Below are 25,567 nucleotides of genomic sequence, written 5' to 3' on the forward strand. Positions count from 1 at the left end.
CACGGCTGTTTCACTGCCCTTCTTATGTTTTTTTTCAAGGGTAGACTATGGAAAACGATTATGTTTAAACTCTAGTAAAATGGTGAAAGTGTATAGTAAGAGGTGATTATAAATGACTAATAAAAAGCAATCAAAAACGCGCTATACAAACAATCCTGATGTGTTGGATACAGGGAAGGAAAGTATTTTTGATAAACATGAGGATATGAAAACCGTTGATCCTATACCTGTCGAAGAACTAAATGAAAAAGTCAAAGATGAACAGCATAAAACGAAAACAAAGGACTCCTCTGCAACCGATAAACGCTATCCGTAAAATGAGATTACGCATAGAAGATGTGTCCACAGATGATGTGTATGTGTATGTGTATTCACCCATCTCCCCTTTATAAAAAGTTGGCCCCATTCATTCTGAGGTCAGCTTTTTTGTATACAATAATGTTAAAGGAGGGGATTACATGAAATATAATGTACCCATTTTGAAAACAGAAAGACTACTTTTAAGACCTGTTACACAGCATGATGTCGAGGCTATGTTCGATTATACTTCTCGAGAAAGCGTAGCCCGTTATGTAACATGGCATGCCCATACAAGTATAGAGGATACTAAAGCTTTTTTGACGTTCATTTTAAATGGGTACGAGCAAGGCAATCATTTACTTTGGGGAATTGAATATTCAGGGACTCTAATTGGGACAATTGACTTTGTTACAGTTGATAACACCCATAAATGTGGGGAAATCGGTTTTGTTCTTTCGGAGGATTATTGGAATAAAGGAATGACAACGGAAGCCACAAAAAAGCTGATTGACTTTGGATTTCAGGAATTAAAGCTCGTACGTATTCAAGCGAGATGCTTTGAAGAAAACATAAGCTCTCAAAAGGTAATGGAGAAATCTGGAATGCAAATTGAAGGGCTGTTACGCAAAAGTATGTTCGTCAAGGGTCAATATAAAAATGTGAAAATGTACGCTATAACTGATGATGATACAAGGAACCCATAACAAATAAAGCCTTGCCAAATTAGCAAGGCTTTGTACTATAACCATTGTTCGATACAATAAATCTTTCTAGCTGTAGCATCTAGCCTCACTCGTTTACCAATTGCTATCGGATGCATAGGCTGTGTATGACAAATATCCACTTCAGCCAAAATAGGCATCATTATACCGTCCAATTGTTCAAGTAATATATCGGAAGGCTGGCGTCCGGTCCCTAGATCATCATAACATTCATGCTTGCCCAAAATAATTCCACTGATTTTGTCCAAAATATCGTGCAATTTGAGCATCGCAAAATTCTTTTCCACAATCGCCGCATTTTTCATACAATCTTCTATTAATAAAATGTCGCCTTCAGCAATTACTGGGAAATAAGGCGTACCAATAAAACCATACATGGCATTAACATTTCCCCCAATTAGCCTCCCTTCTACAACTCCCTCTCGGACGGTTATCCATTCATTTTTGATTAACTTTTTCTCCACTGTTTTCTCTAGCCAATTGACTGGCTCATCTGACCAGTAAGGGGGCTTTTGTATTTCATAAGGAAGCACTTGGGGTTGCAAGAAATACGCCTCAAAATATTTGTATGTATCGTTGACTAATGGCTCAAACTCGCCAAAGGAAGGCACGAACGCTGGACCATAAAATGTTGAGATACCTGTCTTCGCATAAAGCGCCAGTAGAATAGCTGTTGCATCAGAGTAGCCTATAATGATTTTTGGGTTTCGTTGGAAAGCCTCATAATCAATATAAGGTAGCATACTATTGGAATTGGTACCTCCAATCGTAGACATAATAATATCCACCCTTGGATTGCGAAGTAATTCATTTAATTCTTCTGCTCGTTTTTTAGGTGAGCCCGAGCGATAATAATCGGATTTGCCAGTAAGAGAACCATCTACAATATGAAAATTTCTCTCTTCTAGAAATGCTTTCGCACGCTCAAAACGTTTTGACGCAGAAACCGTCGCTGGAGAGGACGGTGAAAAAATACCGATAGTAGTCATCTCCTACTCCTTTTCTTATACAAGTTTTGACATGTAATACTCATTGATATATTGTCCATCCACATACAAGGAATCCCGTTTCATTCCCTCAATATCAAAGCCCATTTTCTTATATAAAGCAATTCCAGCTTCATTATTTTCCATCACCGTTAACTCGAGACGATGAATACTATTATCTTTTGCCCATTTTTCTACATGATTAAATAAGGCTGTTCCAATTTTTCTGCCTCTATAATTACTCTGGATGCCAATGACAAGATAGGCACGATGAGCAATTCTGGATGCTTCATTACCTTGTGCAATTAAATATGCGACCACCGTATCATCTATTTCAGCTACGAATAAGGCTGAATGACGGCTATGATTTAGCTTTTCTAAATAATTTGCAAACGGCTCAGGCGCCATTTTTCGTTCGCCAGGACCAAATAACATCAAATTAGATGCTTCCGCATTTTTCATAACAGCTATAATTTGAGCACTATCATTTCTTGTTGCTTCTCGTATTAGCATGTCAAGAACCTCACTTCCTATTTTTTGTCTTTATCCATTAGAAAATAAATATATGTTTATCTAAAACCCCCTATCTCTGCTTTTAAAGCTTTAGCATGTTTGACCTGACCATAATTTCCTTCCCTTTTAATAGCATTGGATTTTAGCAACTAATTTTTCATTGTTAAAATGAAGCGTCTCTGCATCATTCAGCATATATGCCTGCAATGTTGCATTATTTTTTAGCCAGCTATTAAATAGCATGCTTCGTTCTGGATCATCATAATGTGGACAAAATGTTCCTGATAATATCCCTAGCCCGTTGTATTCCTCATAATGATTGTTTTGATTTTCACTAAAGCATTTGTCAAACCAACACATTGCCCCAGCACTAATGCCAGCTAAAATAACACCGCTTTTATAAGCTTCCTTCAATAACTCCCCGAACTGATAGGCATGCCATTTATCTAAAAGAAGCTTGGTATTTCCCCCACCTACATAGATAATATCCTGTGCCAATATTTTTTCTCGAATTTGTATGTCATTCATGTCCTTTTGCAAAATATGAGTAGCGTCACAATGTGTAAATGCTGAATAAAATTTGTCGATATACCCCTGTGCATCATTACTTGCTGTTGGAATAAAACAAATTTTGATACGTTCATTTGTCTTAATTTGACTCAAAATATAATGGTCAATAAAGGAAGGGATTTGCTGAGAAAATCCTCCGCCTGATATGGCAACGATTTGTCTAGTGACAGCACTCGTTTTTTTAAATTCATAGACCGCTTGCTCTCGACCAAATCTTTCAAGTACCTGTACTTTTTTCATCCCTAGCTTTTCGAGTAGGCGACAGGATGCATGATTAACAGTTTGTGTCTCTGCCACGATAGAAGAGATATTTAAATACTTCAAACCTTCCTCTATCACTTGTGTTAACACTTCGAATGCTAACCCCCTCCCCCAATACTGAGGTAAAAATTGATAGGAAAGTTCATACATCTCTTGCTCATGATACTCATCAATGGATACAAGGCCTATAAATTCCCCCGTCTTCTTTAATGAAATATAAAAATATGTATTAGGAAATGGTGCCTCTAGCATGCCTCGAAAAGAAGCTTCAATATAGTTTTTTTGTGGAACTCCTCCAAGATACTCTCTGACGCTTTCATTTGTGTAGAGCCCCTGAATATCTATGAAGTGTTCTGGTTGTATACGTTCGATCACACATCGATTAGACATAAACTTCATATATTTTTACCCCCTTCTTTATGTCAAAGTTTAATCGAACTACCATACTGAAATCAAACAATTTTTTCCAAACAACACATACCTACAAATAAAAAAATAGTGACCAGCCGGACATGCTGTGTCACTACCTTCATTAATGTTGATATGTCTCCAGTAAACGCTGAGTATTGGTTGATTGTTCTAAAGCTTTTTTCTCTTGAGTCCAATAAATCATATAGTGACCGTCACCGATAGGAAAAACCATTTGTTGTAATTCTTCGCTTAGTTCAGAGCTAATCGCTACCTTTAAAATGTCCACTTCATAAAGCGGCTTGTCCTTTATTTTATAAACAATATGATAGGCTGGCTCTTCTTCAAAGAATGTTCGTTCTTTTTTAGAAAGCTTCTTTACATGACTTAATGGGTATTTCTCGACGAAGTTTTTCGCCTCGCCGTTGATTGCTCGAAATACAGGTTGTTCCCCTTGAAATATTTCAATTGAATCAATTTTGGCGGCTTGATCTAAAATAAGAGAAATCGATTCCTTCTCATTTTTTTCACGAGACTGCATAACAAAAATACCAATCAGTAAAATAGCTGCAAATATAATAAGTCTCCATCTTCGTTTAGTCATGGACAATTACCCATTCAATGCCTTTTTGACAAAACGATTTATATCAACGTCAGCACCGATTACAAGCATAATATCTCCCAATAAAATCTTATCACTTGCCTGTGGTGATACAATAATATCAGCACCACGCTTAAGCCCTACAATGTTAATACCATATTTTGCTCGAATATCTAAATCCATAATAGAATATCCCGCAATGGCATCATTCGCCTTTAATTCCATAATAGAGTGTTCATCTGAAAGCTCTAAGTAATCTAGTACTGTATTCGATAGCATATTATTAGCAATACGAATACCCATATCTCTTTCAGGATGGACTACAAAGTCAGCACCAATTTTACGCAATACTTTTTCATGGTAATCATTTTGAGCCTTTACTGTAATTTGCTCAACACCAATTTCTTTTAAAATAATGGTTGTTAAAATACTTGCTTGAATATCTTCCCCAATGGCTACAATCACATGTTCAAAATTACGGATACCTAATGAATTTAGGACCGATTCATCTGTTGAATCTGCAATGACAGCTTGTGTCGCAATAGAAGCAAATTCGTCTACACGCTCTGAGGAATGGTCAATTGCCATCACTTGAGCACCCTGACTCATTAATTCACGAACAATACTTCCCCCAAAACGTCCAAGCCCAATGACCGCAAACTCTTTTTTCATCATAAAAAATCCCTCCGAAAACTACTATACCATCATTGTAGCGTATTCTTTGTGATATGTATTGTCAAAACAAGACGCGATTCGTCATTGTTGGACAACCCTCCAAACATAAAAAAAGACGAGGACCTTCATCCCCGTCATCACCTACTATAATTATTCAGCGTTACGCATTTCATCTAGTACGCGATTTACACGTTTTTCTAACATTTTCATACCACTACCACCAGCTTGCATATGACGCAGTTGACCATCTTTATCAAACACAAAATAAGCAGGTACATATTGGTTTTCAAAAGCATCTGTTAATTTCATTTCGCTATCCACAAAGATTGGTTGCGAAATATCATGCTCAGCCGCTACTGCCTTAATTGTCTCTAAATCAGTATCTGCTTCAGAACGCGGCATATGTACTGCTACAACATTTAGTTCATCTTTATATTGATCACGGAAATTATTAACATCAGGCATAGCTTCTTTACATAAATGACAGCTTACTGACCAGAAATGAATTAATGTTGGTTTTTTGCCTACTAGTTCCGCTTTTGTTACTTCGCCATTTAACCAAGTTGTTGCGCCAACTAGTTCAGGCATTTGTTCACGAAGTTTCATAAAAATCCTCCTCTAATAGATCATTTTCTTTAGATGCTTAAGATTTGGTTAAAACTCCTCCCCAAACTCTATTGCCATCTAAGATAAAGTAAATTAGCACTCGCCACTTCACTTAAAAGTCCCCACAAACATGTCGTGGGGACTCTTTTTTTGTTACAGCATGACTCAACTCTATGCTCTTATAGAGTTGCTTGACCTGGACGCCAGTTTGCTGGGCAAAGACCGCCAGTTTGTAGTGCTTGAAGTACACGTAATGTTTCATCAACATCACGGCCGATATTATTATCGAATACTGTTTGGTATTTTAATTCACCTTCTGGATTAATGATGAATAAACCACGTAGCGCGATACCTTCTTCTTCAATTAACACACCATACTCTTTTGATACTTGATGGTTTGTATCCGCAGCTAATGGGTATTTTAATTCACCTAGACCATTTTGAGTACGGTCTGTATTAATCCATGCTAAGTGAGTGTGGATTGTATCAGTAGAAACACCAATTACTTCTGCATCTAAGTCTTCGAACTCGTCATAACGATCACTCATTGCAGTGATTTCTGTTGGACATACAAATGTGAAGTCCATTGGATAGAAGAAAAGTACTGTCCATTTATCTTGTGCTTTAATATCTTCTAATGATACTTTACCAAATGATTTGTCTGAAAGTACTGCTTCCATTGTAAAGTCAGGTGCTTGTTTACCTACCATGCGTTCTGCCATAATAAATCCCTCCGAATAAATATGTAGTTTATATATTCCATTCGCACAAGCGAACTCGTCTTCTACGATAGCAGAGTAAACGTAGTTTTTCAAACAAGTAAGCTCCGCCCAATTACACGATTGAAATAAGGCGACAAAAAATTGTCAAATCCGAAATTGGAATTTCTGCTACATCCTATTTATTAGCTATTTTTAACAATTATATTCTTCTTTATACAATTTTTTTCTCCACTACATTTATGACTCTTTTTTTAACATTTTACAGCGATTTTTTTCATAAATAACGATTGCAAATTTTTATTTATTATGTATAATTGTAATGGTTTTAGTAAACTAAAAGTTTCGTTAAAGTAAACTTCATATTTCAAAAGTTTATGATTGCTAAACTTCTTCTAGGAGGGAAAAGATGCAAATAGGAGCAAAAATTAAAGCGCTTCGTTTAAAAAAAGGTCTTACCCAAGAGGAACTTGGAGAACGTACAGATTTAAGTAAGGGCTATATTTCCCAATTAGAGCGTGATTTGAATTCACCTTCTATTGAAACACTTTTTTCAATATTAGAAGTGTTAGGGTCCACACCCAAGGAATTTTTTGATGATGAATCACCTGAACAAAAGGTAGTTTATACGGAGGAAGATCAGTCCATCTTTACAGATGAAGAGAAAAAATACGAAATTCAATGGCTCATTCCAACATCCAACGAAAAAGAAATGGAGCCCATTTTCTTAACATTTGAAGCCAATGGCGAATTCAAGCAATTTGAGCCATCACTATCAGAAACATTTATTTATGTAGTTAAGGGGCGTATTCGTCTCGTTTTAGGGAATGAACAATATATCGCTAGTGAAGGCAATGCTCTTTATTTTGACGCGACAGACCATCATCAAATTTTTAATGCCCATGCTGCTGAGACGAAAATTTTACTCGTTGCAACGGATTCATATTTATAGCTTAAGGAGGCGCATCAATGACAATGAATTCTATTATACGTTTTGAAAATGTATCCAAGTCTTATAGTGACGGAACAGTCGTCTTAAAGAATATCAACTTGGAACTAGAAAAGGGCAAATTTTATACTCTCCTTGGCCCATCTGGTTGTGGAAAAACAACCATTTTACGAATTATTGCTGGTTTCACAGAACCTACAACTGGGGATGTGTTTTTCCATGATAAAAAAATAAATTCTGTTCCTGCCAATGAACGTCAGGTGAATACTGTTTTTCAAGATTATGCGCTGTTTCCTCATTTAAATGTATTTGAAAATGTCGCATTCGGACTACGTATCAAGAAGTTACCTGAAAAGGAAATAAAAGAACGTGTGGCGGAGGCATTAAAATTTGTCAATTTAGCAGGCTATGGCAATCGTGAAATCTCCGAAATGTCTGGTGGTCAACGTCAGCGTGTAGCAATTGCGCGTGCCATCGTTAACGACCCTGAAGTAATTTTACTGGATGAACCACTTTCTGCATTAGACTTAAAATTGCGTACAGAAATGCAATACGAATTGCGTGAATTACAGCAACGTCTTGGCAAGACCTTTGTTTTCGTTACTCACGATCAGGAAGAAGCACTTGCTATGAGTGATGAAATTTTCGTCTTAAGTGAAGGGCAAATTCAACAATCTGGTACACCAGTAGATATCTATGATGAACCTATTAATCGCTTCGTGGCAGATTTCATTGGTGAATCCAATATAGTACCCGGTGTCATGATTGAAGATTTTAAGGTTGAATTTGCTGGTAAGATTTTCGAATGTGTTGACCAAGGTATGAAACCAAATGAGAAAATTGATATTGTTATACGCCCAGAGGATTTAGAAATGACAACTATAGATAAAGGGAAGCTTGTAGTAAAAGTAGATACACAATTATTCCGTGGCGTCCATTATGAGCTATCTACGTATGATAAAGATGGCAATGAATGGCTAGTCCATTCGTTGAAAAAAGCTGAAGTAGGGACAGAAATCGGCTTAGACTTTGATCCAGAGTCCATTCATGTAATGCGTTTAAATGAAACAGAGGAAGAGTTCGATAAACGATTAGAATCCTACGGAGACGACGAAGATGCAAACTAAGCCATCAAAATCAGCGTTATTTCCATATGTTTTATGGATCGCCTTTTTTGTTATCGCGCCGATTGCACTCGTTGTTTATTATTCCCTACTCGATTTACATGGCAATTTCACGCTCGATAATTATAAAGCGTTCTTCACTTCTGTTTACTTAAAAATGACATTAAGCTCGTTTTGGTATGCATTTTTAATTACATTATTTACATTATTAATTTCATATCCAACTGCTTACTTTTTAACAAAAACGAAACATAAGCAGCTTTGGTTACTGCTCATTATTATTCCTTCATGGATTAATTTATTGTTAAAAACATATGCCTTTATCGGCATCTTTGGTTTATACGGGCCAATTAATGCATTTATCGAAGTGTTTGGCTTTGATCCAAAGCAAATGCTTTTTACGGATATTAGCTTTGTTTTTGTATCCGTGTACATTTTTATTCCGTTTATGATTTTACCGATATTTAATTCTTTAGATCGTTTAAATCCGACACTTATTTATGCATCTCGTGATTTAGGCGCATCTGCCTTTACAACGTTCCGTCGCGTTGTTTTACCATTGACAATGGATGGTGTTAAATCAGGTATTCAGGTTGTTTTCATCCCTGCTCTATCACTTTTCATGATTACTCGCTTAATTGCAGGAAATCGTGTTATCACGCTTGGTACAGCGATTGAGCAGCAATTCCTTGTGACACAAAATTGGGGGATGGGTTCAACTATTGCCGTGTTCTTAATTTTATTTATGGTCATCATTATGCTTGTTACGGGACAAAAAGATAAAGGAGGTCGCGTACGATGAACAAACTCTCTGCATCAGCCAAAGTCTATTTAACGATTGTTTTTGTCGTTCTGTATGCACCCATTTTCTATTTAATCTTTTATTCGTTCAATAGTGGTGGCTCCATGAATAACTTTGAGTCCTTTACTTTAGAGCATTATCAGGCTGTTTTTGAAGATTCAAGGCTACTTGTTATTTTAATCAATACTGTTATCGTAGCATTACTATCTGCTTTAATTTCTACTATTATTGGAACATTAGGAGCAATTGGTATTGTCACTGTCAAAGATTCAAAAATGCGTAATACATTATTGTCCCTAAACAATGTTTTAATTGTCAGTCCAGATGTCATCATTGGGGCAAGCTTTTTAATTCTATTTACAATGGTTGGCATTAAATTAGGCTTTGCTTCAGTATTATTAGCACACGTAGCGTTTAGTGTACCGATTGTAGTGTTAATGGTTTTACCTAAATTGTTAGAAATGAATAAATCACTAATTGATGCAGCGTTAGATTTAGGAGCAACCAAAAAGGATGTTATGATGCGTGTCATTTTACCGTATATTCAGCCAGGTATTTTTGCAGGTTTCTTCCTAGCTCTTACGTATTCATTAGATGATTTTGCTGTGACATTTTTCGTAACCGGCAATGGCTTCAGTACATTATCGGTAGAAATCTACTCGATGGCTCGCGCAGGAATATCTCTCACAGTTAACGCTATTTCTGGATTAGTATTCTTTGTAACCGTTATCGTTGTGGTTGGTTATTACTTCATTACAAGTCGTACAAGCAAAAGAACGGAGGGACAACAATGAAGTCATTAATTCAAGCGACCATCGCTATCCTTGTTGTTTCTGCCCTTTTATTCTATGCTGCTGACGCCTTAAGTGCAGGTGGCGGTAAAAGTGGAAAAGACACTTTAACCATTTTTAACTGGGGAGAGTATATTGACCCTGATCTATTGAAGGAATTTGAAAAAGAAACAGGTATTCATGTCATCTATGAAACATTTGACTCTAATGAAGCTATGATGACAAAAATACAGCAAGGTGGTACAGCTTACGATATTGCTGTTCCTTCTGAGTATATGATTGAAAAAATGAAGGAAGATAATTTATTGATTCCTTTAGACAAAGCAAAAATACCGAATTTAAAAAATATCGACCCTTACTTTTTAGACTTACCATTCGATGATAACAATCAATATTCAGTTCCTTACTTTTGGGGAACAGTAGGGATTGTCTATAATCCAAAACTAGTTGGAAATTTAGATTTCTCTTCTTGGGACGATTTATGGGATCCTTCATTAAAAAGAAAAGTATTTTTAGTAGACGGTGCCCGTGAAGTGATTGGGATGGGGTTAAATAGTCTTGGACACTCCTTGAATTCATTGGATAACAATGAACTACGGGAAGCAACTGACAAATTGATTACACTTGCGCCCAACGTAAAAGCGATCATTGGGGATGAAATTACACCATTAATGATTAATAACGAAGCAACAGTAGCCCTCACTTGGTCTGGTCAGGCAGCAGACATGATGTTTGAAAATGAAGAGTTGGACTTTGCTGTTCCTGAAGAGGGCTCCAATCTATGGTTCGATAATATGGTTATTCCCAAAACATCGAAAAATATTGATGGTGCACATGCCTTCATCAATTTTATGCTAAGTGCAGAATCCGGTGCTCAAAATGCCGATTATGTTGGCTATTCAACGCCAAATATTGCTGCGATGGACTTAATGGACCCAGAAGTAGTTTCAGATGAACGCTACTACCCATCTGAGGACCAACGTGATACCTTAGAGGTATACAAAAACTTAGGTCCAGATTACTTAGGAAAATATAATGAACTGTTTTTAGAATTTAAAATGAGTATTCGATAATTTATAAAAGCGAATTGGTCTACAAACCAATTCGCCTTTTTTATTTAAGCATTCATTTGTATCGCTATATTTAGAAAGCAATTCTACTAGTAACCAGTTGTCGATCATACAATCCCCCTTCGTCTAGGTATCATCAATTTTTTCAAGATGCCAGCAATCTTTAGTTTTTCTTTATCCATAAAAAGACCTTGAATCTACGTCGTACGACACCTGCGCATTATAACTTCATCTTTAACTTTCATCTACACGGTTATAGGTAATGGCAAACGAAATTATTTATTTTCACTAGTTTTTTACTCTCCCTATTTCAAGTCTCTAGAAAAAGCAATTCTCTTCCTCACTCCACACCCCGAATTTTTATGAGATAAAAGCTTTTCTGGAAAATCATTCTACATATCGAACCAGTTACAGCAATCTCAACTATTAGCCAGCCATAATTCTTTATGATAGACTGTACTATATTTGATTACAAAAAGGGGGGCTTGTCGATGACCCAGCAGAAGTCCAATAAGGCGGCTTTGTATATTTTAATGTTTAACATGTTTATCGCAATGGGGAGTATTGGAATTATTATTCCTGTAATGCCTGAATATTTAAGAATATTTGGAGCAGCAGGACAAGTTCTAGGCATGCTTATTGCAACGTTCGCCTTAGCACAATTCGTATTTTCTCCAATTGCTGGGAATCTTTCGGACCAGTATGGGCGGAAAAATTTAATTATTTTCGGTCTTATACTAACAGGACTTGCACAAATCGGTTTTGGCCTTTCTACAGATGTATGGATGCTCTTTTTAGCACGTTTTTTAGGTGGCCTTGGCTCTGCATTTGTAGCACCTCCTATTATGGCTTTTGTAGCAGACGTGACAACTTATGAAGAACGCGGAAAAGGAATGAGTTTGTTAGGAGCTGCTATGTCTTTCGGCTTTATGATTGGCCCTGGAATTGGTGGTTTCCTTGCAAAGGTTAGCTTACATTTTCCATTTTTCATGGCGGGAGCTGCCGCCATTTTAGCGGCTATTTTATCTTACTTTTTATTACCATCTACAAAGCCAAATACTGCGCAAAATAGACAAAAGCAAGATAATCTGGTAAAACAGATGGCTCGCTCTGTACATATGCCTTATTTTGTTATGTTAATTATTATGATGGTATTCTCATTTGGGATTGCTAACTTCCAAACGACCTTATCACTATTTGTGACAGAGAAATTTAATTACTCACCTGGCGATATTGCCATCATTTTAGTTGTTGGTGGTGCGTTTGGGGTAATTGTACAAATGTTTATTATTACGCCACTCTTTAAACGGTTTGGTGAAATGAAAGTAGTTTTGGTCAATTTATTTATTGCGGCCGTTGCTATTTTCTTAATATTATTTGTTTCTGGTTTTGCACTAATATTAGTTGTTGCAACCATCTTCTCTACGGCGACAACGTTGATTCGTCCAGCTGTTAATACTCTCATATCAAAACTTGCAGAAAAAGAGCAAGGATTCGCAGCCGGCTTGAATAATGCCTATATGAGTCTAGGAAATATGATTGGACCCGCTTTGGCTGGTTTTTTATTTGACTGGAATATGAACAGTCCTTATATTTTTGGTGCCATTATCTTATTAGCTTGCTTCTTCCTTGCCCTGATTTGGACATTGAAAAAGGCGCCTCAGCTTATGCATCCAGATTCACATTAATAGGTAACTCTTATTGACTATTTATTGAAATATGTTACACTTCTAAAAAATAGAAAAATACTTACCACTAGGGGAGTCTTCTAAAGGCTGAGACGTATATGGTTATATACGGACCCTTCGAACCTGATCTAGTTCATACTAGCGGAGGGAAGTGGCGCTTCTTGCTATTTTCAGTGTATAAGCAAGGCCGCTTCCTGTCGTTTGAAGGAAGCGGCTTTTTTCATTTTCCTAGTGGCTAAAATGAAAAGGAGTACACCTAACATGTCTATTAGAAAATTAACAATTATGGCTTTATTAGTAGCGATTGCTATTGCAGGTTCTACTTTTATCTCCATTCCAACTGGGATTGCTCGTGCTTATCCGGTGCAGCACGCTATTAACGTAATAGGAGCCATTATACTTGGACCCGTATCTACAGTTGTAGTTGCCTTTGTTACGGCCATTATTCGAATCCTTACAGGGACAGGCTCTCTTTTAGCCATTCCTGGTAGTATTATTGGTGCATTATGCGCAGGGCTTGCCTATAAATATAACGGTAAAATTTGGTTTGCTGGTTTGGGTGAAGTGATTGGCACTGGTCTTCTAGCATCACTTGTAGCAGTGCCCTATGCAAAGGTACTAATGGAAACTTCCGTAGCAGCCTTGTTTTTTATGCCTGCCTTTTTAATATCAAGTACAATTGGAGCAATTTTAGGCATTTTAGTAGCTAGCAGTTTGCGAAAAACGGTGCTAGTAAGATATTTTAATCCTACTCTCTTTATTAAATAGTGTCGTGGAAGGATTTCTTTTTCCATGAATGTACAAAAAGCAGTGCGAAATTCGCACTGCTTTCATCTAAACTAAATTATTGGCGTTTTTTCATACCCTTTAATAGTTGTGCTACATTCGTGTCTTCTGCTTGTACAGGGAGATCCTCTACCAGTTGCTCCTTTTTCTTCGACTTCGTTAGGAAATTCCAGCCAAAGCGCCTTATTGTTATATCAATAAAGAATAAGAGCATACCTGCAAGGAGAAGCCATGTGGCAATGTTTTGACGATCCGCCCCTTGCTTTGTAAAGTCACGGAACACTTCTTGTGGTTCTTTTAAAACAGCACCACCTGTTTGTTCGGTTATTTCTTCTATTAATTTATCATTAACAGGAAGAAGTTCATATTCAGCGCTGTAAGGAACACTTAATCCCGCCTGATAAATCGTTTCCTTTTCATCAGCGATACGGAAGAAGATTAACCCCGGCTCAGCTTGTACCACAGCTCGCACCTGAGAGGCTGATATAGTTTCAAGCTGTGTGTCTAGCTCTTCACCCGCTTCATTAACAGCCACAATATCTAAAAATGCTGCTTCATTTGTAGGGTCTGTAATCATAAAGGATCCATCTGATTCTACTCTTACATCGTAGGCAACGTCATTATAACTTGGGAGCATTTGCGAAATAAGCGTTTGCCAAAATGTGCCCCAGTCCTGCCATCTTGCCCAGTCTCCTGACCACTTTCCTGTTGAATCAGAAGTAAATGCGAATGTTTTGCCAAGACCGTATTGCCATTGTGCTAATACTGGATCTTCCTTTTCGCTTTCAGCCACGACGGTAGCACCCTGCTTTGCGGTTGTTCCAATATAAGCATTCATTTGTGGAACGCCATTGGCAAATAGCGTATTCCATCCCCCTGCATTATACAGTACAGGATAGAATGGATTATCTTCAATGTACGTACGGGAAATCATGGCCGTTTCACGAGATAAAATGGACGGAATAGTTTGCTCATCGATAACATTGTAGAAACGTCCACTCCCCATCTCACTCAGAGCTTCCAATAAGTTTGCATCCGCGTCTTGACCAATAGCTACTGTCGATAAGGTTATTCCGTTATCTTTTCCTTGTTCAATTAAATCGTCATAATTTCCTGGCTGCGATTGTCCATCCGTTAAAAGAATAATATGCTTACGTTGCAGTTTCATATCTGCTAGGTTTTCATATGCTTTTGCAAGTGAACCATAGATTTCTGTTCCGCCTCCTGGTGTAACGGATAAAATGGTATCCACTGCCTCTTCTTTATTATTCAAAGGTCCAGTCTCTATAATTTCCCAAGGACGATCATCAAATGCTATAAATCCTAATGTATCTTCATCACGTAGCATTTCAACTGATCGTGCAGCCGCTTCCTTTGCAAGCTCTAGCTTGGATCCTGACATACTGCCAGAACGGTCTAGTACAATGACAAGTCCTAGTGAAGGTAATTGTTCTTTCCCCTTTATCTCCATTTCAACAGGTAATAAAGTTTCAATTGGTGTTTTAAAATAACCACCTAAACCAAAGCTATTTTCTCCACCCACCATTGCAAAACCAACACCAAAGTTTTTGACTGCTTGCTCTATCACACTCATTTTTGCCTCACCGACTAAATGTCCCGGTACATTATCAAAAATAATGGCATTATATTGCAAATAACTGGAGAGTTCATTTGGCAAGCTTTCAGGTGATTTTACATCATAGCCTATTGATTGCTGACCAAGTGCCGCCGCTATTGGTGAAGCTGTTTCATAGCCATTCACAATGAGTAAATGTGGTTCGCTTTGTACCATTGTGACACTTGTTAATTTATTGTTTTCAAATATTGCGTCCTGTCCTACTTGAACAACGGCTTCATATTTCACCAGCCCTTCACCAGTCGCTGCATGTTTATAGGTAAACATATTCGTTCCTTCGGCTAGCTCGACTCCCTCACGATGAATCAGTTCATCATTTTCATATAATAATAGCTCGCCTTGTCCAGCTGTTGTTGCATGCACTTCTGTTACCAGTTGTTGTTGCTCACCTACATAGGCAACTTGTGGGGACACAAAGCTTTTTAATGAAACATCATTCACAACAGGCTGACTGAAGGGCACAACATCCACACTAATATTGGAGCCTTTAAACTTCGTGGCGAAATCTAAAGCACTTCCCTTTGTCTCATTGCCATCTGTTAATAGCACAAGGCGTGTTGCTTTTTTCGGATCTATAATACCTGTGGCAAGTTGCAGGCTTTGTTCTATATTCGTTTGATCAGTAGCCTTTATTTCCGTAAACTTTGGTACTTCCTTTAATGTTTTAGTCATAATGGCTTCTGTTTGTAATGTTGATGAGAATGAATACAGCCCTGCAAGCTGTTCATCTTTTTTCGATTGTAAACTATCCTGTATAAACTGTACCATCTCATCTTCAGTCCCATTCATGGAAGCTGAGCGGTCAACTAGATACACGATTTGTTCTTCTTTTATAGGTAATAAAAGATACGGCCCTGCCAATGCGAAAACTAAACAGCCTACCGCTAGCATGCGAATCATAAGTACGAAAGCATGACTCTTTTTTAGTCGCTGTCGTTCTCGCCAATAGGTCCAACCAAAATAGATGAGTAATGGAAGTAATAGCAACAATATGAATGGCATATCAATTCGTAAATCCACGACGTCGTTGCACCTCCCACTCTAAAACAAGTAAAACTAAAATAATAAGAATTAGCCAAGGGACAAAAGAAGCCTTCGAAATCTCAGCCTTTCCGTTATCAGAAATATCCCCTAATGTATAGCTTGTTCCTTGCTCAATAACACGTTCTTGCGCCTGCAATTGTACAATAAAATGTTTTTCTTCATTATTAGAACGCACAAAATAGATGCCAGGTTTTGTTGGCGCAGTTAGCATACCATCCGTAACCAATGATAGAAATTCATCTTCTTGTGAATATACGCTCCAGTCTTCCTGCGCTAAAGCTACTGCTCTTTGTTCATTTGGTGTGAAAATACCGAGTGAACCAATGGATTCTGATAACTGCTGTTCAGTACTCCATAAGAATAACGGGAATGATGGGTGTAGTGGCCAATCCGTATCTGCAATATCTGCTAAGACGACGATATCCCCTTTAGGAGAGCGCTGTATAAACGGCTTTACTCCAACAGTAGCGATAGTTTCATAATTTGTAAATCCAGGATACAAGGCGCTAACATAAACATCTTTGAGCTCACTAAAAGCAAATAAAGCATCACTTTTAGTACTTACTATGCCACTTACCTCTACTTTTTCAGCATCATCACGGCCAAATAACACAAGAGGTTTGACCATCTTTTCCAGCAATTCAGCTTGATTAGTGATCACCGTGGCATCCTGATTGTCTACTACTTGTAAAGGCGGAACGATTTTCACACCCGTACTTACGGATTGAAATCCTTTTTGAATCAATTGATGCATGCCCTGATCAACCACAATTTTTGAAGTAGCCGTTTGTAGTAAAACCGTTTGTTGATTATCTACGTCATAATCATCTTGCGCATCAATAATCGCTGTCATCGATTTTTCTACAGGTAACTCCTTGAAGGTTTTTGTTATCGCTTCCTTTGGAGGAACAGCGATATTCTCAGCTACTAACTCTTTACCCTCTTCATTTAGTAATGCTAGTGTGACCTTTTGCTCGTTGTCTGTATCATTATGAAGCTGCACAAGCGCCATTGTAGCCTGTCCATCTGTTGTTGCAGCAAATCGAGTAATAGCAATATTTGTTAAGTCCTTCGCAGCACCTCTTACTAGCCATTTAACGGAGTCCTTATTCATAGGTAGTTGTTTTTTATCGAGTGCATCTGTAAATACATAGATGGAAGTCGGTGTATCTCCTACAAATGCTTGTGCCACATCTAGCGCCTTATCCATTTCTGCCGTTTCATAGGTTACTTGTAAGTCTTTAATACCTTTTTCGATTTCTTTAACATTTGTCTCTTGCTGCAAAATCGCTTTTGGTGCTGAACCAGTCGTAATTAACGTGACTGGTCTCCCATTTAATTCATCTATAAGCGTCAGCATTTCCTGTTTATGTGTGTCAAAGGTAGATTGCCCCTTACCAGCTAACATTGTTGCAGAAGTATCCACAATAAATATAGTTTGCTCACCAACAATCGTTGATTTTTTCACATAGGGATTCATGAGTGCCAACACAAGAAGCAACAATGCTAGTAACTGTAAATAAAGTAGGGCATTCTTTTGCAAATGCTTTAAATAAGGAGATACCCGTGTTTCCTGCATAATCTCAGACCAGAAAAGTGTTGAAGAGACCGGCTGATCTGTATATTTTTTTCGAAAGAAATAATAGAGTAGGACAATGACCGGGATGATGGCCGTCCAGCTAAACATAATTTGACTAAAGCCCAATACGGCTCACCTCACCTAATCCAATGTGCTTTTAATAATTGCTGAAAGATTGCCTGTTGCAAACCATCTTCCACCTTCAATTGTAATTTTCGAATGCCGAAACGACGACAAATAGCTTCAAACTCTTCTTCATGTAATAAACGTCTTGCATGATAGGTTTCTAGTACTTTAGTGGACATTGTCACATTGACTTCATTACCTGTTTCACGATCAAGAAGACGCACATCCCCTGAATAATTTGGTGATAGTTCTTCTTCCGTCACTATTTGTAGTATACGTACATCGCCAGCATAGCGTGGTAGCCTTTTTAAAAGTTGCTCCCATTCTTCAATTGACTCTAGACCATCTGTAACAATAAATAACACTGTACTATCCTTTGGTAAAGCCTTTAAGGCACCCTGTGCAAAAGGATTTGAATAACTCGCTTCCTCTATATCTGTTACTATTTGTAAAAATGCTCGGCGATACATGGCGCCCTTGCGACGAAATGGAGGCTTCGTTTCATCTTGTAAAAATGAAAAAGATAAACGATCGTCTCTACCAAGTACCATTAAACCAAGGGATGCCACTATTTGACGAGCAAAAGTCCACTTGGCATCCATGCTCATTGATTTTGTGGTATCGAGTAGGATGTGTACGCGCATTTCTTGTTCATCTAAAAATCTTTTAATAAAGTATTTATCCGTTCGGGCAAAGACGTTCCAATCCACTTGTCGTACATCATCACCTAAATGATATTCTCGAAAATCCGAAAAATCGAGGGATGCCCCAAAGCGCTGTGAACGATGCGAGCCTTTATGCTGCCCGCGTAGCTTGGAGGCAGTAGCTACTTGAAAACGACTGATTTTCGCTAACCAGTCTTCGGGCAATAAGTAGTTGGCTGTCACTTGCTAACACCTTGTTGAACCTTTTCTAAAATAACATCAATGACATCATCTGCTGTTTTTCCTGAAGCCTCCCCTTCATAGTTCAATAGCATCCGATGACGTAATACAGGTTTTGCTACTGATTTAATATCAGCCACTGAAACATGGAACCGACCATTCATCAGCGCTCTAGCTTTTGCTAATTTTATTAAACTTTGCAAACCACGAGGTCCACTGCCATACATCGCATATTGCTTGACCTCGTCCAGAGCATCAGATCTTTCTGGGTGCGTTGCCACTACTAAATCGGTTGCAAATTCAAGCATTTCATCAGCAACCAGCACTTCCTTCACCATTTGCTGGGCTTCTATTAGAGCCTCTGTATTCATCAGTTTCTGTAAGCCAATTTCCTGAGCACCTGTCGTTCGCTTCATAATTTCCATTAGCTCATTTTTTTCCGGATAGGGGACAAGAATTTTACAAAGGAAACGGTCCATCTGTGCTTCAGGTAACGGATATGTGCCTTCCATTTCAATCGGATTTTGAGTCGCTAACACGAAAAATGGTCTCGCCATTTTTTTTGTATCGCCCAAAATCGTTACCGTTTTTTCTCCCATTGCTTCTAACAAAGCACTTTGAGTCTTGGGTGTAGCGCGATTTATCTCATCTGCTAACACCATCTGACTAAAAATAGGGCCAGGCTGAAACGTAAATTGTTGTTTACCATCTGGGGTGCGTTCAATCATACTTGTCCCAGTTATATCCGCCGGCATAAGATCCGGTGTAAATTGTATACGTGAAAACGATAAGTCAAGAACTTCAGAAATTGTACGAATTAACATCGTCTTCCCTAAGCCTGGTAAACCTTCTAATAATGCATGACCATCTGCTAGTACAGCATACAAAGTATAATCAATCGCATCTTCTTGCCCTACAATAAAACGATGAATTTCATCTTTTACTTGTTGTAATTTTGTACTCATTTCTACATATTGTTGCTCTGTAAATGCCATTTCATTTCCTCCTACTGCGACTCAATTGACGTGAAATAAGATTGCACGACATTTTGTAAATCCTTCGGTAATTGTAAACGCTCTGAGCTTTCTAAATAGCTGTCTTTATAAGAACCAATTATTTCTTCATACGGTCGAATGGTGCCCTTTGTTATCGGACCATTCCCCTGTTGCTCAGAGACATGAGAGCCATCTCCTAATGCTCCACCATCCACGGATGTCTCGTTTGACCCACCAATCCGATTCGGTGTCGTTAATAAATCTCGACCACCTTGACCTTTACCTGCGCCCTGACCTTGTCCTTGACCCTGTCCTTGTCCCTGTCCTTGTCCCTGTCCTTGTCCCTGTCCTTGTCCCTGTCCTTGTCCTTGACCCTGTCCTTGACCCTGTCCTTGACCCTGTCCTTGTCCTTGACTATTACCATTTTGTTGTTGGGAACCATTTTGAGCATTATTTTGACCAGACTGACTCGTCTGCCCTTGCTGATTGCTTGGCTGGGAATTACCAGATGACTGCTGACTACCTTGTTGTTGATTATTATTTTGATTGTTAGTGCCAGCATTATTAGCACTTGCAATTGCATTTTGTAAGGAATTACTCGCTGGTTTACCAAGTTTACTCATAGCTGTTTGTGTGGCATTTGCATTTTGTGTGAGCTGTTGCTGCATTTGTGCAAGTTCCTTCAATTGCTCAACTTCTTTTTTCGATAAGCCTTGTTCATCGGTAGCTCCGTCTTGACTTGCCGTTTGTTTATCCTTTAATTGCTGCTCCTTAAGAGCAAGCTCCTTTTGCTTCTTCACCACTTCGCGGAGTGCCTCTTCAGCTGTTTCTGCTTCCTTAAGCGTGTTTTGAAGCTCTTGCAATTGCTCTTTCACTTCTTTTGTCTGCGCTTTTTTCTCCAGCTCCGCAACTTCCTTCTTCATATCGTCGATTACAGCTTGCTCTTTTTCAACTTCAATCGCTTCTATTTGAGTCGCTGCCGGGAACATATAAAGAATTGCTAGGACGACAGCAGTGCCAAATAGTCCAATAAACGCCTTTGGTCGAAACAAATTTTTCTTGCGAGCCTTAAAGCTTATGAAAGCCTGTTCAACATTCTGTATCGCCTTTAATAATAATGCTTGAACAAGTGGGTCCTGATCGTCTTTCAATGATAAAGCTGTAACCAACTCATTATGTGAAAAATAGTGATCCAATGTATGCAAAGCTTCTTTCTCTTTGACACGTCTCCACCAGATGTAAACGATCGTTGCAATAATAAGTGTAACAAAGATAGCCAACGCAATTTGGCGGTAATAGGGCCAGACAAATAATCTTGAAATAAGAACGAGAGAAGCACTCGAAAGCAATGCCAAAAACAGACCATATTGTGCAATAGGAATGCTTTTTTCAAGTGTTAAACTCGACTTTGCACGCTGAATATATTTTCGTAATTGCTTACGACGCTCCATAATAATTCCTCCTCATCGGTTACTTTTCATGTTGGCACGTAATTTTTTTATGGCAACTGTTAAACAAAGTACAATAATCAATACATAAACGATTAAATAAGTAATCCACACAGGTAGTTCCACTCCTGAAAGTTCAGCTAACGCATTTCCCATCTCAGGTGAAATCAGCGTCAGCATTAGGGCACCTGGATTAATTGAAGCCCAAAAATAAGTCATAAAGGAGGTACTTGCACCTACAGCATTACCCATTTGATGGAAAGCCATTGTTAAAAAGAAGAAAAACGCTGTAATCCCACCTAAAAAGATAATAGAACCATATGTGGCAATCATGGCAACAATCGTTTTTTTCGTAATAGTTGAAAACATGACACCAATACTACCTATTGCTACTACAGTAACTAAATAGAATAAAAATATAGAAACAAGTTGGGAAGGTGAAACCCCACCAAATAGGAACACTAAACTATATAATGGTAATCCTGCTACAAGCATTAAAACTAGAAACGACACCGATGATAATAATTTACCAACAACAATTTGTGTAGAGCTTTGTGTCGTTGTTAGCAAAATATTCAAGGTTTGTTTTTCACGCTCACTACTGATTGCTCCTGCTGTTAAGCTTGGAGTAATAAAAAGAACTAATGCCATTTGTAAAATGGTTAATACAGCAAACATCATAAAACTTGTTTCTGGTTTAAAGAATCCCTTGCCAGTAAATTCAGTGGTAAGCAATAAAAAACCTGCAATGAAAATACAAAGTACCGCTAAATAAAACATTAATCCTGAGAAGCTTTTAAAAGAACGGAATCGTAATTTTAACTCTTTCACAAATACTGGATTATAAAATCTTTCCATCATTGACTGTCCGCTCCCTTCGTAATCGCCATAAAGACATCCTCTAGATCTTTCTCTTCCTCACTTAACGCATAAATAGGTAAATCTGCAAGTATCGCCTTTTTCAGTAATGCTACCTGCTCTGCATCTGTTCCACGATAATTAAAGGCTATTTCTAGACGATGCTCAAGGACATCAATAGATGAAATATGGGGATCTTCTTCCAAATATGCACGTACTTCGTGTATACGATCTGTTACTTTCATGACGATACGCTTTTCTCCCTGTAACTGCGCCTGAATGGCAGCAACATTTCCATGTGCAATTAATTTGCCATTATCAATGACGCCAATTTCATCACACATTTCAGCAAGCTCAGGCAAAATATGAGAAGAGATTAAGATGGTTTTACCCATAGACTTTAAATTCCGTAAAATATCTCGCATTTCCACACGGGCGCGAGGGTCTAATCCTGACGCAGGTTCATCTAAAATCAATACTTTAGGATCATGGATAAGTGCACGTGCAAGACATAAACGCTGCTTCATCCCACGCGATAATAAATCAACGTATTCATAACGTTTGCTCGTTAAATTTACAAGCTCTAAAAGCTGTGGAATCAGCACTTGGCGCTCTGCTAGTTGAATACCGTAGCTAGCTCCATAAAAATCTAAATATTCATCTACTTTTAGCTGGTCATAAACACCAAAGAAATCAGGCATATACCCGATTTGCTTGCGTACTTCTTTCGGTTCCTTAACAACACTTTTACCGTTTATCAACGCATCACCTGATGTCGGTGACAGTAATGTCGCTAAAATAGAAAATGTTGTTGATTTACCCGCTCCATTAGCACCAACAAAGCCAAACACGATGCCTTCTTCTAAGGACAAATTTAAATGATCCAGTGCCGTAAAGGAGCCATATCTTTTCGTTAGGTCACGAATTTCAATCATGATTATTTTGCCACTCCCTTCAGCTCTATTTCAGGTAATTTCGTTTGTTCACCAGTTGGATCTGGACCATACTTAATTTCAAGTCGAACTTCACTATCTTGATTAATAAAATTTTTAATATTATCTGTAAACACTTGCTTTGTATCAACTAATGGCTCATACATATTTGTGGCATTATTCCATATCGACAGCTGCATACGTTTAACATCCTTATTAGAAATGGTTAGTTCATTAAGTGATTCCACAGCGTCCATAAATTGATCAGGCATTGCCATTGTTAATTCGTATAAACCATCAGATAGATACCAGTTATTCAATTCCTCATCGATTTTATCGAAATATCCACTCGCGGATAGTGAGTTTAATGAGTACGTGAAATTATTGCGTTTCATTGTAAATGGTCCTGATAGTTCCACTTTCCCTTTAAACGGTTGAACAAGCATTGTAATTGGAGACATATTTGCACTTGTTTCAAGCTCAGCCCCTACTATCGCTTGATCTGTCCATGCTGTAAGTATTGGCTGTCTATCATTCTCTACAAGTGGTAATGCTAATGTTTTCATTCGTTCAACACGCATTGGATCTACCTCATCCTTCTGAGATGGGTAACTGTAGTTGTAATTATTAAAAACAGATGGCTTTTGAAGTACCGTTGTCTTCAATTCCTTGTCTACTTGCAAAGTTCCATTCGCTTTAATATCACCCAGCTTTACTTCTTTCACGCCAGAAATTAACGTGACGTCTTTTAATTCAAATGGGAAATTATTTTTTATTGTTCCAGTCAGCTTTTCATTTTTCAATGTGATATCAACATCCATTTTCCCAATATTTTGAGCTGATGTTTTCCCTCCAAATGATTGAACAGACCAATAATTTAAATCACGTAATGTTAACGTTGAACCGTTGGCATTTTCTTTAATATAAGAAGATTCATGTAAATCACCCACAGTACCTGTGAAATTATTATAATTTCTCATCGCAACTGCCGTTGTATTTTTATCCGCATTAACGATAAAATCCCCGCTACGATTCGTTAAGATTGATTCAACATAATACCCATTCAAACTACTATCCTCATTGACCTTATAAAATGCGGATTGTTGTACTTGTGGCTGAACAATTCTGTCTTTTGCTCCAACAATGAAAAGACCAATCGAAAGAACGATTGAGAACACGGGAATAATCCACCATGCATGCTCACGCTTGTCTACTTTTTTCAGAACAAAATAAAGAACTGGGCCAATGATGATAATATAAAGAATAATGACGATAAGCATATAGCTTACTGAAACTTCAAAGGACGGGAATAATTCATTTATGTTACGAAGCTCATAAGAAATTTGATCGAGTGGGGATTGGCCCTGATTCATCATTCCATGCTGCGAAATACTTTGAATATCGATCATTTTTGCTAGAAGGGCTGCATAGCCATCCATTGAAGCAAGCGGCTGATCTCCTAAAGAAAAGGCTGTTTGAATAATTTCACCACCGCCAATTTTTTTCTTCGAAGCTAGTACAACATTATTCTCCGTTAATACCGGTAAACTTCCTTCAAGATTAGTAGCTGTATGAATCGAAATTGGCTGCGTAAAAATACCACCGCCCGATAATTTTGTTAATGTTTCTGCAGAGATAGATGTCGTCTCTTGTGATAATGACATTGGTAAATAATCTTTAAAAACCCCTGCTGTGGCATCCACTTGATCAGTAGCCCCTAAAAGTAATGTACCCCCATCTTGTACCCATTTCAGCAATGCCTCTTGTTGTTTTTGTGCTAAGTCGGCTATTGCAACTTCATCTACGACGATGACATTTGCCATGGCAAGTCCTTGTTCATCTTCTGGGAATGTATAATCCTTTAATTGATTAATGTTAAATATTTCTACATTGTTTTGAGGAACAAATGATGATAAACGTAAAAGTGCTGATAGTCGATCACTTTTATCTGTCAATGTATAGACAAATGTTGATGTAGGATCTAAAAAATTCGATTGTAGACGCTTAGTCCCCTTATAGGCAATCTTTTTTCCTTTTTCAATATTTCCTTCATAAAAAGCAAATAAATCTGCGTCCGAATATCCATTGTCAGCTAAACCATCTAGATAGAAGGTAAATGTCTTCTCTTCTCCAGCTGCTATATCAATTGGAACGACAAGTGCGGATGCTGCTTCATAGGAATTAGAAGAATTTATTGCCATATCTCCAGAAAAATCTGCACCGTTATTTTTCACTGTAACTTGTAAGGGCACAACTGATTGATATTTAGCTTTCCCTGAAATGCCTGCTGTTGCTTTGACCTCTAATGGTGCAGCAGCTTGCGCCTGTGTGGAAGGCAACAGAAAGCTCATCATCAGCATTACTAATAAAGTCAGTGCCATAATTTTTGTCTTTTTCAAAAGCTCAACCCCTTTTTATGTAAGTAGATGGTTACATAATTATACGATTTAAATTGCATTTTGTTCCATTTCTTATGATATCTTCATCAATATTC

General features: G+C 37.9%; 24 protein-coding genes and 1 riboswitch. Of the genes, 9 read left to right on the forward strand and 15 right to left on the reverse strand.

Annotated features, from left to right (window positions below):
* Positions 1 to 112 precede the first annotated feature (112 nt).
* Entirely contained in the window at positions 113 to 316 is a 204-nt protein-coding gene (locus tag AC3CH7_RS06060) for a hypothetical protein (RefSeq protein ID WP_012293071.1), read from the forward strand.
* Positions 317 to 458: 142 nt separating this feature from the next.
* Entirely contained in the window at positions 459 to 1,004 is a 546-nt protein-coding gene (locus AC3CH7_RS06065; protein WP_488381616.1) for a GNAT family N-acetyltransferase, read from the forward strand.
* A 35-nt stretch (positions 1,005 to 1,039) separates the two neighbouring features.
* Here AC3CH7_RS06065 and AC3CH7_RS06070 read toward each other — a convergent pair whose 3' ends face one another.
* From AC3CH7_RS06070 to AC3CH7_RS06100, 7 genes are all read right to left on the reverse strand, one after another.
* A complete protein-coding gene (locus AC3CH7_RS06070) occupies positions 1,040 to 2,011 on the reverse strand; it encodes a S66 family peptidase (RefSeq protein ID WP_488381617.1) in 972 nt (323 codons plus the stop codon).
* Positions 2,012 to 2,026: 15 nt separating this feature from the next.
* The gene (locus tag AC3CH7_RS06075) at positions 2,027 to 2,521 is read right to left on the reverse strand and encodes a GNAT family N-acetyltransferase (protein ID WP_012293068.1); all 495 of its coding nucleotides are present in this window, start codon (positions 2,519 to 2,521) and stop codon (positions 2,027 to 2,029) included.
* A gap of 126 nt (positions 2,522 to 2,647) precedes the next feature.
* Complete coding sequence (locus AC3CH7_RS06080) at positions 2,648 to 3,751, reverse strand: GNAT family N-acetyltransferase (RefSeq protein WP_036160900.1); 1,104 nt, start codon at positions 3,749 to 3,751, stop codon at positions 2,648 to 2,650.
* Between the two features lie 133 nt (positions 3,752 to 3,884).
* Entirely contained in the window at positions 3,885 to 4,364 is a 480-nt protein-coding gene (locus tag AC3CH7_RS06085) for a hypothetical protein (RefSeq protein WP_012293066.1), read from the reverse strand.
* Between the two features lie 6 nt (positions 4,365 to 4,370).
* Positions 4,371 to 5,033, reverse strand: a complete 663-nt coding sequence (locus AC3CH7_RS06090; RefSeq protein ID WP_031418843.1) for a potassium channel family protein — start codon at positions 5,031 to 5,033, stop codon at positions 4,371 to 4,373.
* A gap of 153 nt (positions 5,034 to 5,186) precedes the next feature.
* Positions 5,187 to 5,642: a TlpA family protein disulfide reductase gene (locus AC3CH7_RS06095; protein WP_012293064.1), complete on the reverse strand. Its 456-nt coding sequence runs from the start codon at positions 5,640 to 5,642 to the stop codon at positions 5,187 to 5,189.
* Positions 5,643 to 5,821: 179 nt separating this feature from the next.
* Entirely contained in the window at positions 5,822 to 6,364 is a 543-nt protein-coding gene (locus AC3CH7_RS06100) for a peroxiredoxin (protein WP_004224676.1), read from the reverse strand.
* Between the two features lie 406 nt (positions 6,365 to 6,770).
* Here AC3CH7_RS06100 and AC3CH7_RS06105 point away from each other — a divergent pair, with 406 nt between their 5' ends.
* From AC3CH7_RS06105 to thiW, 7 genes are all read left to right on the forward strand, one after another.
* Complete coding sequence (locus tag AC3CH7_RS06105; RefSeq protein WP_012293063.1) at positions 6,771 to 7,313, forward strand: helix-turn-helix domain-containing protein; 543 nt, start codon at positions 6,771 to 6,773, stop codon at positions 7,311 to 7,313.
* 17 nt (positions 7,314 to 7,330) lie between these two features.
* A complete protein-coding gene (locus AC3CH7_RS06110) occupies positions 7,331 to 8,437 on the forward strand; it encodes an ABC transporter ATP-binding protein (protein ID WP_031418840.1) in 1,107 nt (368 codons plus the stop codon).
* Complete coding sequence (locus AC3CH7_RS06115; protein ID WP_031418839.1) at positions 8,427 to 9,236, forward strand: ABC transporter permease; 810 nt, start codon at positions 8,427 to 8,429, stop codon at positions 9,234 to 9,236. Before AC3CH7_RS06110 ends, AC3CH7_RS06115 begins: the two co-directional genes overlap by 11 nt.
* On the forward strand, positions 9,233 to 10,030 hold the full coding sequence (locus AC3CH7_RS06120) for an ABC transporter permease (RefSeq protein ID WP_036160896.1): 798 nt from the start codon (positions 9,233 to 9,235) through the stop codon (positions 10,028 to 10,030). The genes AC3CH7_RS06115 and AC3CH7_RS06120 overlap by 4 nt, the downstream gene beginning before the upstream one ends.
* A complete protein-coding gene (locus AC3CH7_RS06125; RefSeq protein WP_012293058.1) occupies positions 10,027 to 11,100 on the forward strand; it encodes an ABC transporter substrate-binding protein in 1,074 nt (357 codons plus the stop codon). Before AC3CH7_RS06120 ends, AC3CH7_RS06125 begins: the two co-directional genes overlap by 4 nt.
* Positions 11,101 to 11,588: 488 nt before the next feature.
* Positions 11,589 to 12,785: an MFS transporter gene (locus AC3CH7_RS06130; RefSeq protein ID WP_012293057.1), complete on the forward strand. Its 1,197-nt coding sequence runs from the start codon at positions 11,589 to 11,591 to the stop codon at positions 12,783 to 12,785.
* A 59-nt stretch (positions 12,786 to 12,844) separates the two neighbouring features.
* Positions 12,845 to 12,952: riboswitch (TPP riboswitch) on the forward strand.
* 94 nt (positions 12,953 to 13,046) lie between these two features.
* Complete coding sequence (thiW, locus tag AC3CH7_RS06135; RefSeq protein WP_488381618.1) at positions 13,047 to 13,553, forward strand: energy coupling factor transporter S component ThiW; 507 nt, start codon at positions 13,047 to 13,049, stop codon at positions 13,551 to 13,553.
* Positions 13,554 to 13,629: 76 nt separating this feature from the next.
* On the opposite strand, the gene AC3CH7_RS06140 is transcribed toward thiW, so the two are convergent.
* The 8 genes from AC3CH7_RS06140 to AC3CH7_RS06175 are packed head-to-tail and all read right to left on the reverse strand — an operon-like array spanning position 13,630 to position 25,472.
* The gene (locus tag AC3CH7_RS06140; protein ID WP_488381619.1) at positions 13,630 to 16,227 is read right to left on the reverse strand and encodes a VWA domain-containing protein; all 2,598 of its coding nucleotides are present in this window, start codon (positions 16,225 to 16,227) and stop codon (positions 13,630 to 13,632) included.
* Entirely contained in the window at positions 16,211 to 17,956 is a 1,746-nt protein-coding gene (locus tag AC3CH7_RS06145) for a vWA domain-containing protein (RefSeq protein ID WP_488381620.1), read from the reverse strand. Before AC3CH7_RS06145 ends, AC3CH7_RS06140 begins: the two co-directional genes overlap by 17 nt.
* 11 nt (positions 17,957 to 17,967) lie before the next feature.
* Entirely contained in the window at positions 17,968 to 18,843 is an 876-nt protein-coding gene (locus tag AC3CH7_RS06150) for a DUF58 domain-containing protein (protein ID WP_031418833.1), read from the reverse strand.
* Positions 18,840 to 19,835 (reverse strand): AAA family ATPase, encoded by a 996-nt coding sequence (locus tag AC3CH7_RS06155; protein ID WP_012293051.1) that lies wholly within the window; start codon positions 19,833 to 19,835, stop codon positions 18,840 to 18,842. Before AC3CH7_RS06155 ends, AC3CH7_RS06150 begins: the two co-directional genes overlap by 4 nt.
* 11 nt (positions 19,836 to 19,846) lie before the next feature.
* The gene (locus tag AC3CH7_RS06160) at positions 19,847 to 21,286 is read right to left on the reverse strand and encodes a hypothetical protein (RefSeq protein WP_488381621.1); all 1,440 of its coding nucleotides are present in this window, start codon (positions 21,284 to 21,286) and stop codon (positions 19,847 to 19,849) included.
* A 12-nt stretch (positions 21,287 to 21,298) separates the two neighbouring features.
* Positions 21,299 to 22,144 (reverse strand): ABC transporter permease, encoded by an 846-nt coding sequence (locus AC3CH7_RS06165; RefSeq protein ID WP_012293049.1) that lies wholly within the window; start codon positions 22,142 to 22,144, stop codon positions 21,299 to 21,301.
* Positions 22,141 to 23,076 (reverse strand): ABC transporter ATP-binding protein, encoded by a 936-nt coding sequence (locus AC3CH7_RS06170; protein WP_012293048.1) that lies wholly within the window; start codon positions 23,074 to 23,076, stop codon positions 22,141 to 22,143. Before AC3CH7_RS06170 ends, AC3CH7_RS06165 begins: the two co-directional genes overlap by 4 nt.
* A gap of 2 nt (positions 23,077 to 23,078) precedes the next feature.
* Entirely contained in the window at positions 23,079 to 25,472 is a 2,394-nt protein-coding gene (locus AC3CH7_RS06175; protein ID WP_036160884.1) for a hypothetical protein, read from the reverse strand.
* Positions 25,473 to 25,567 lie beyond the last annotated feature (95 nt).

The organism is Lysinibacillus sp. F12 (assembly GCF_057773605.1).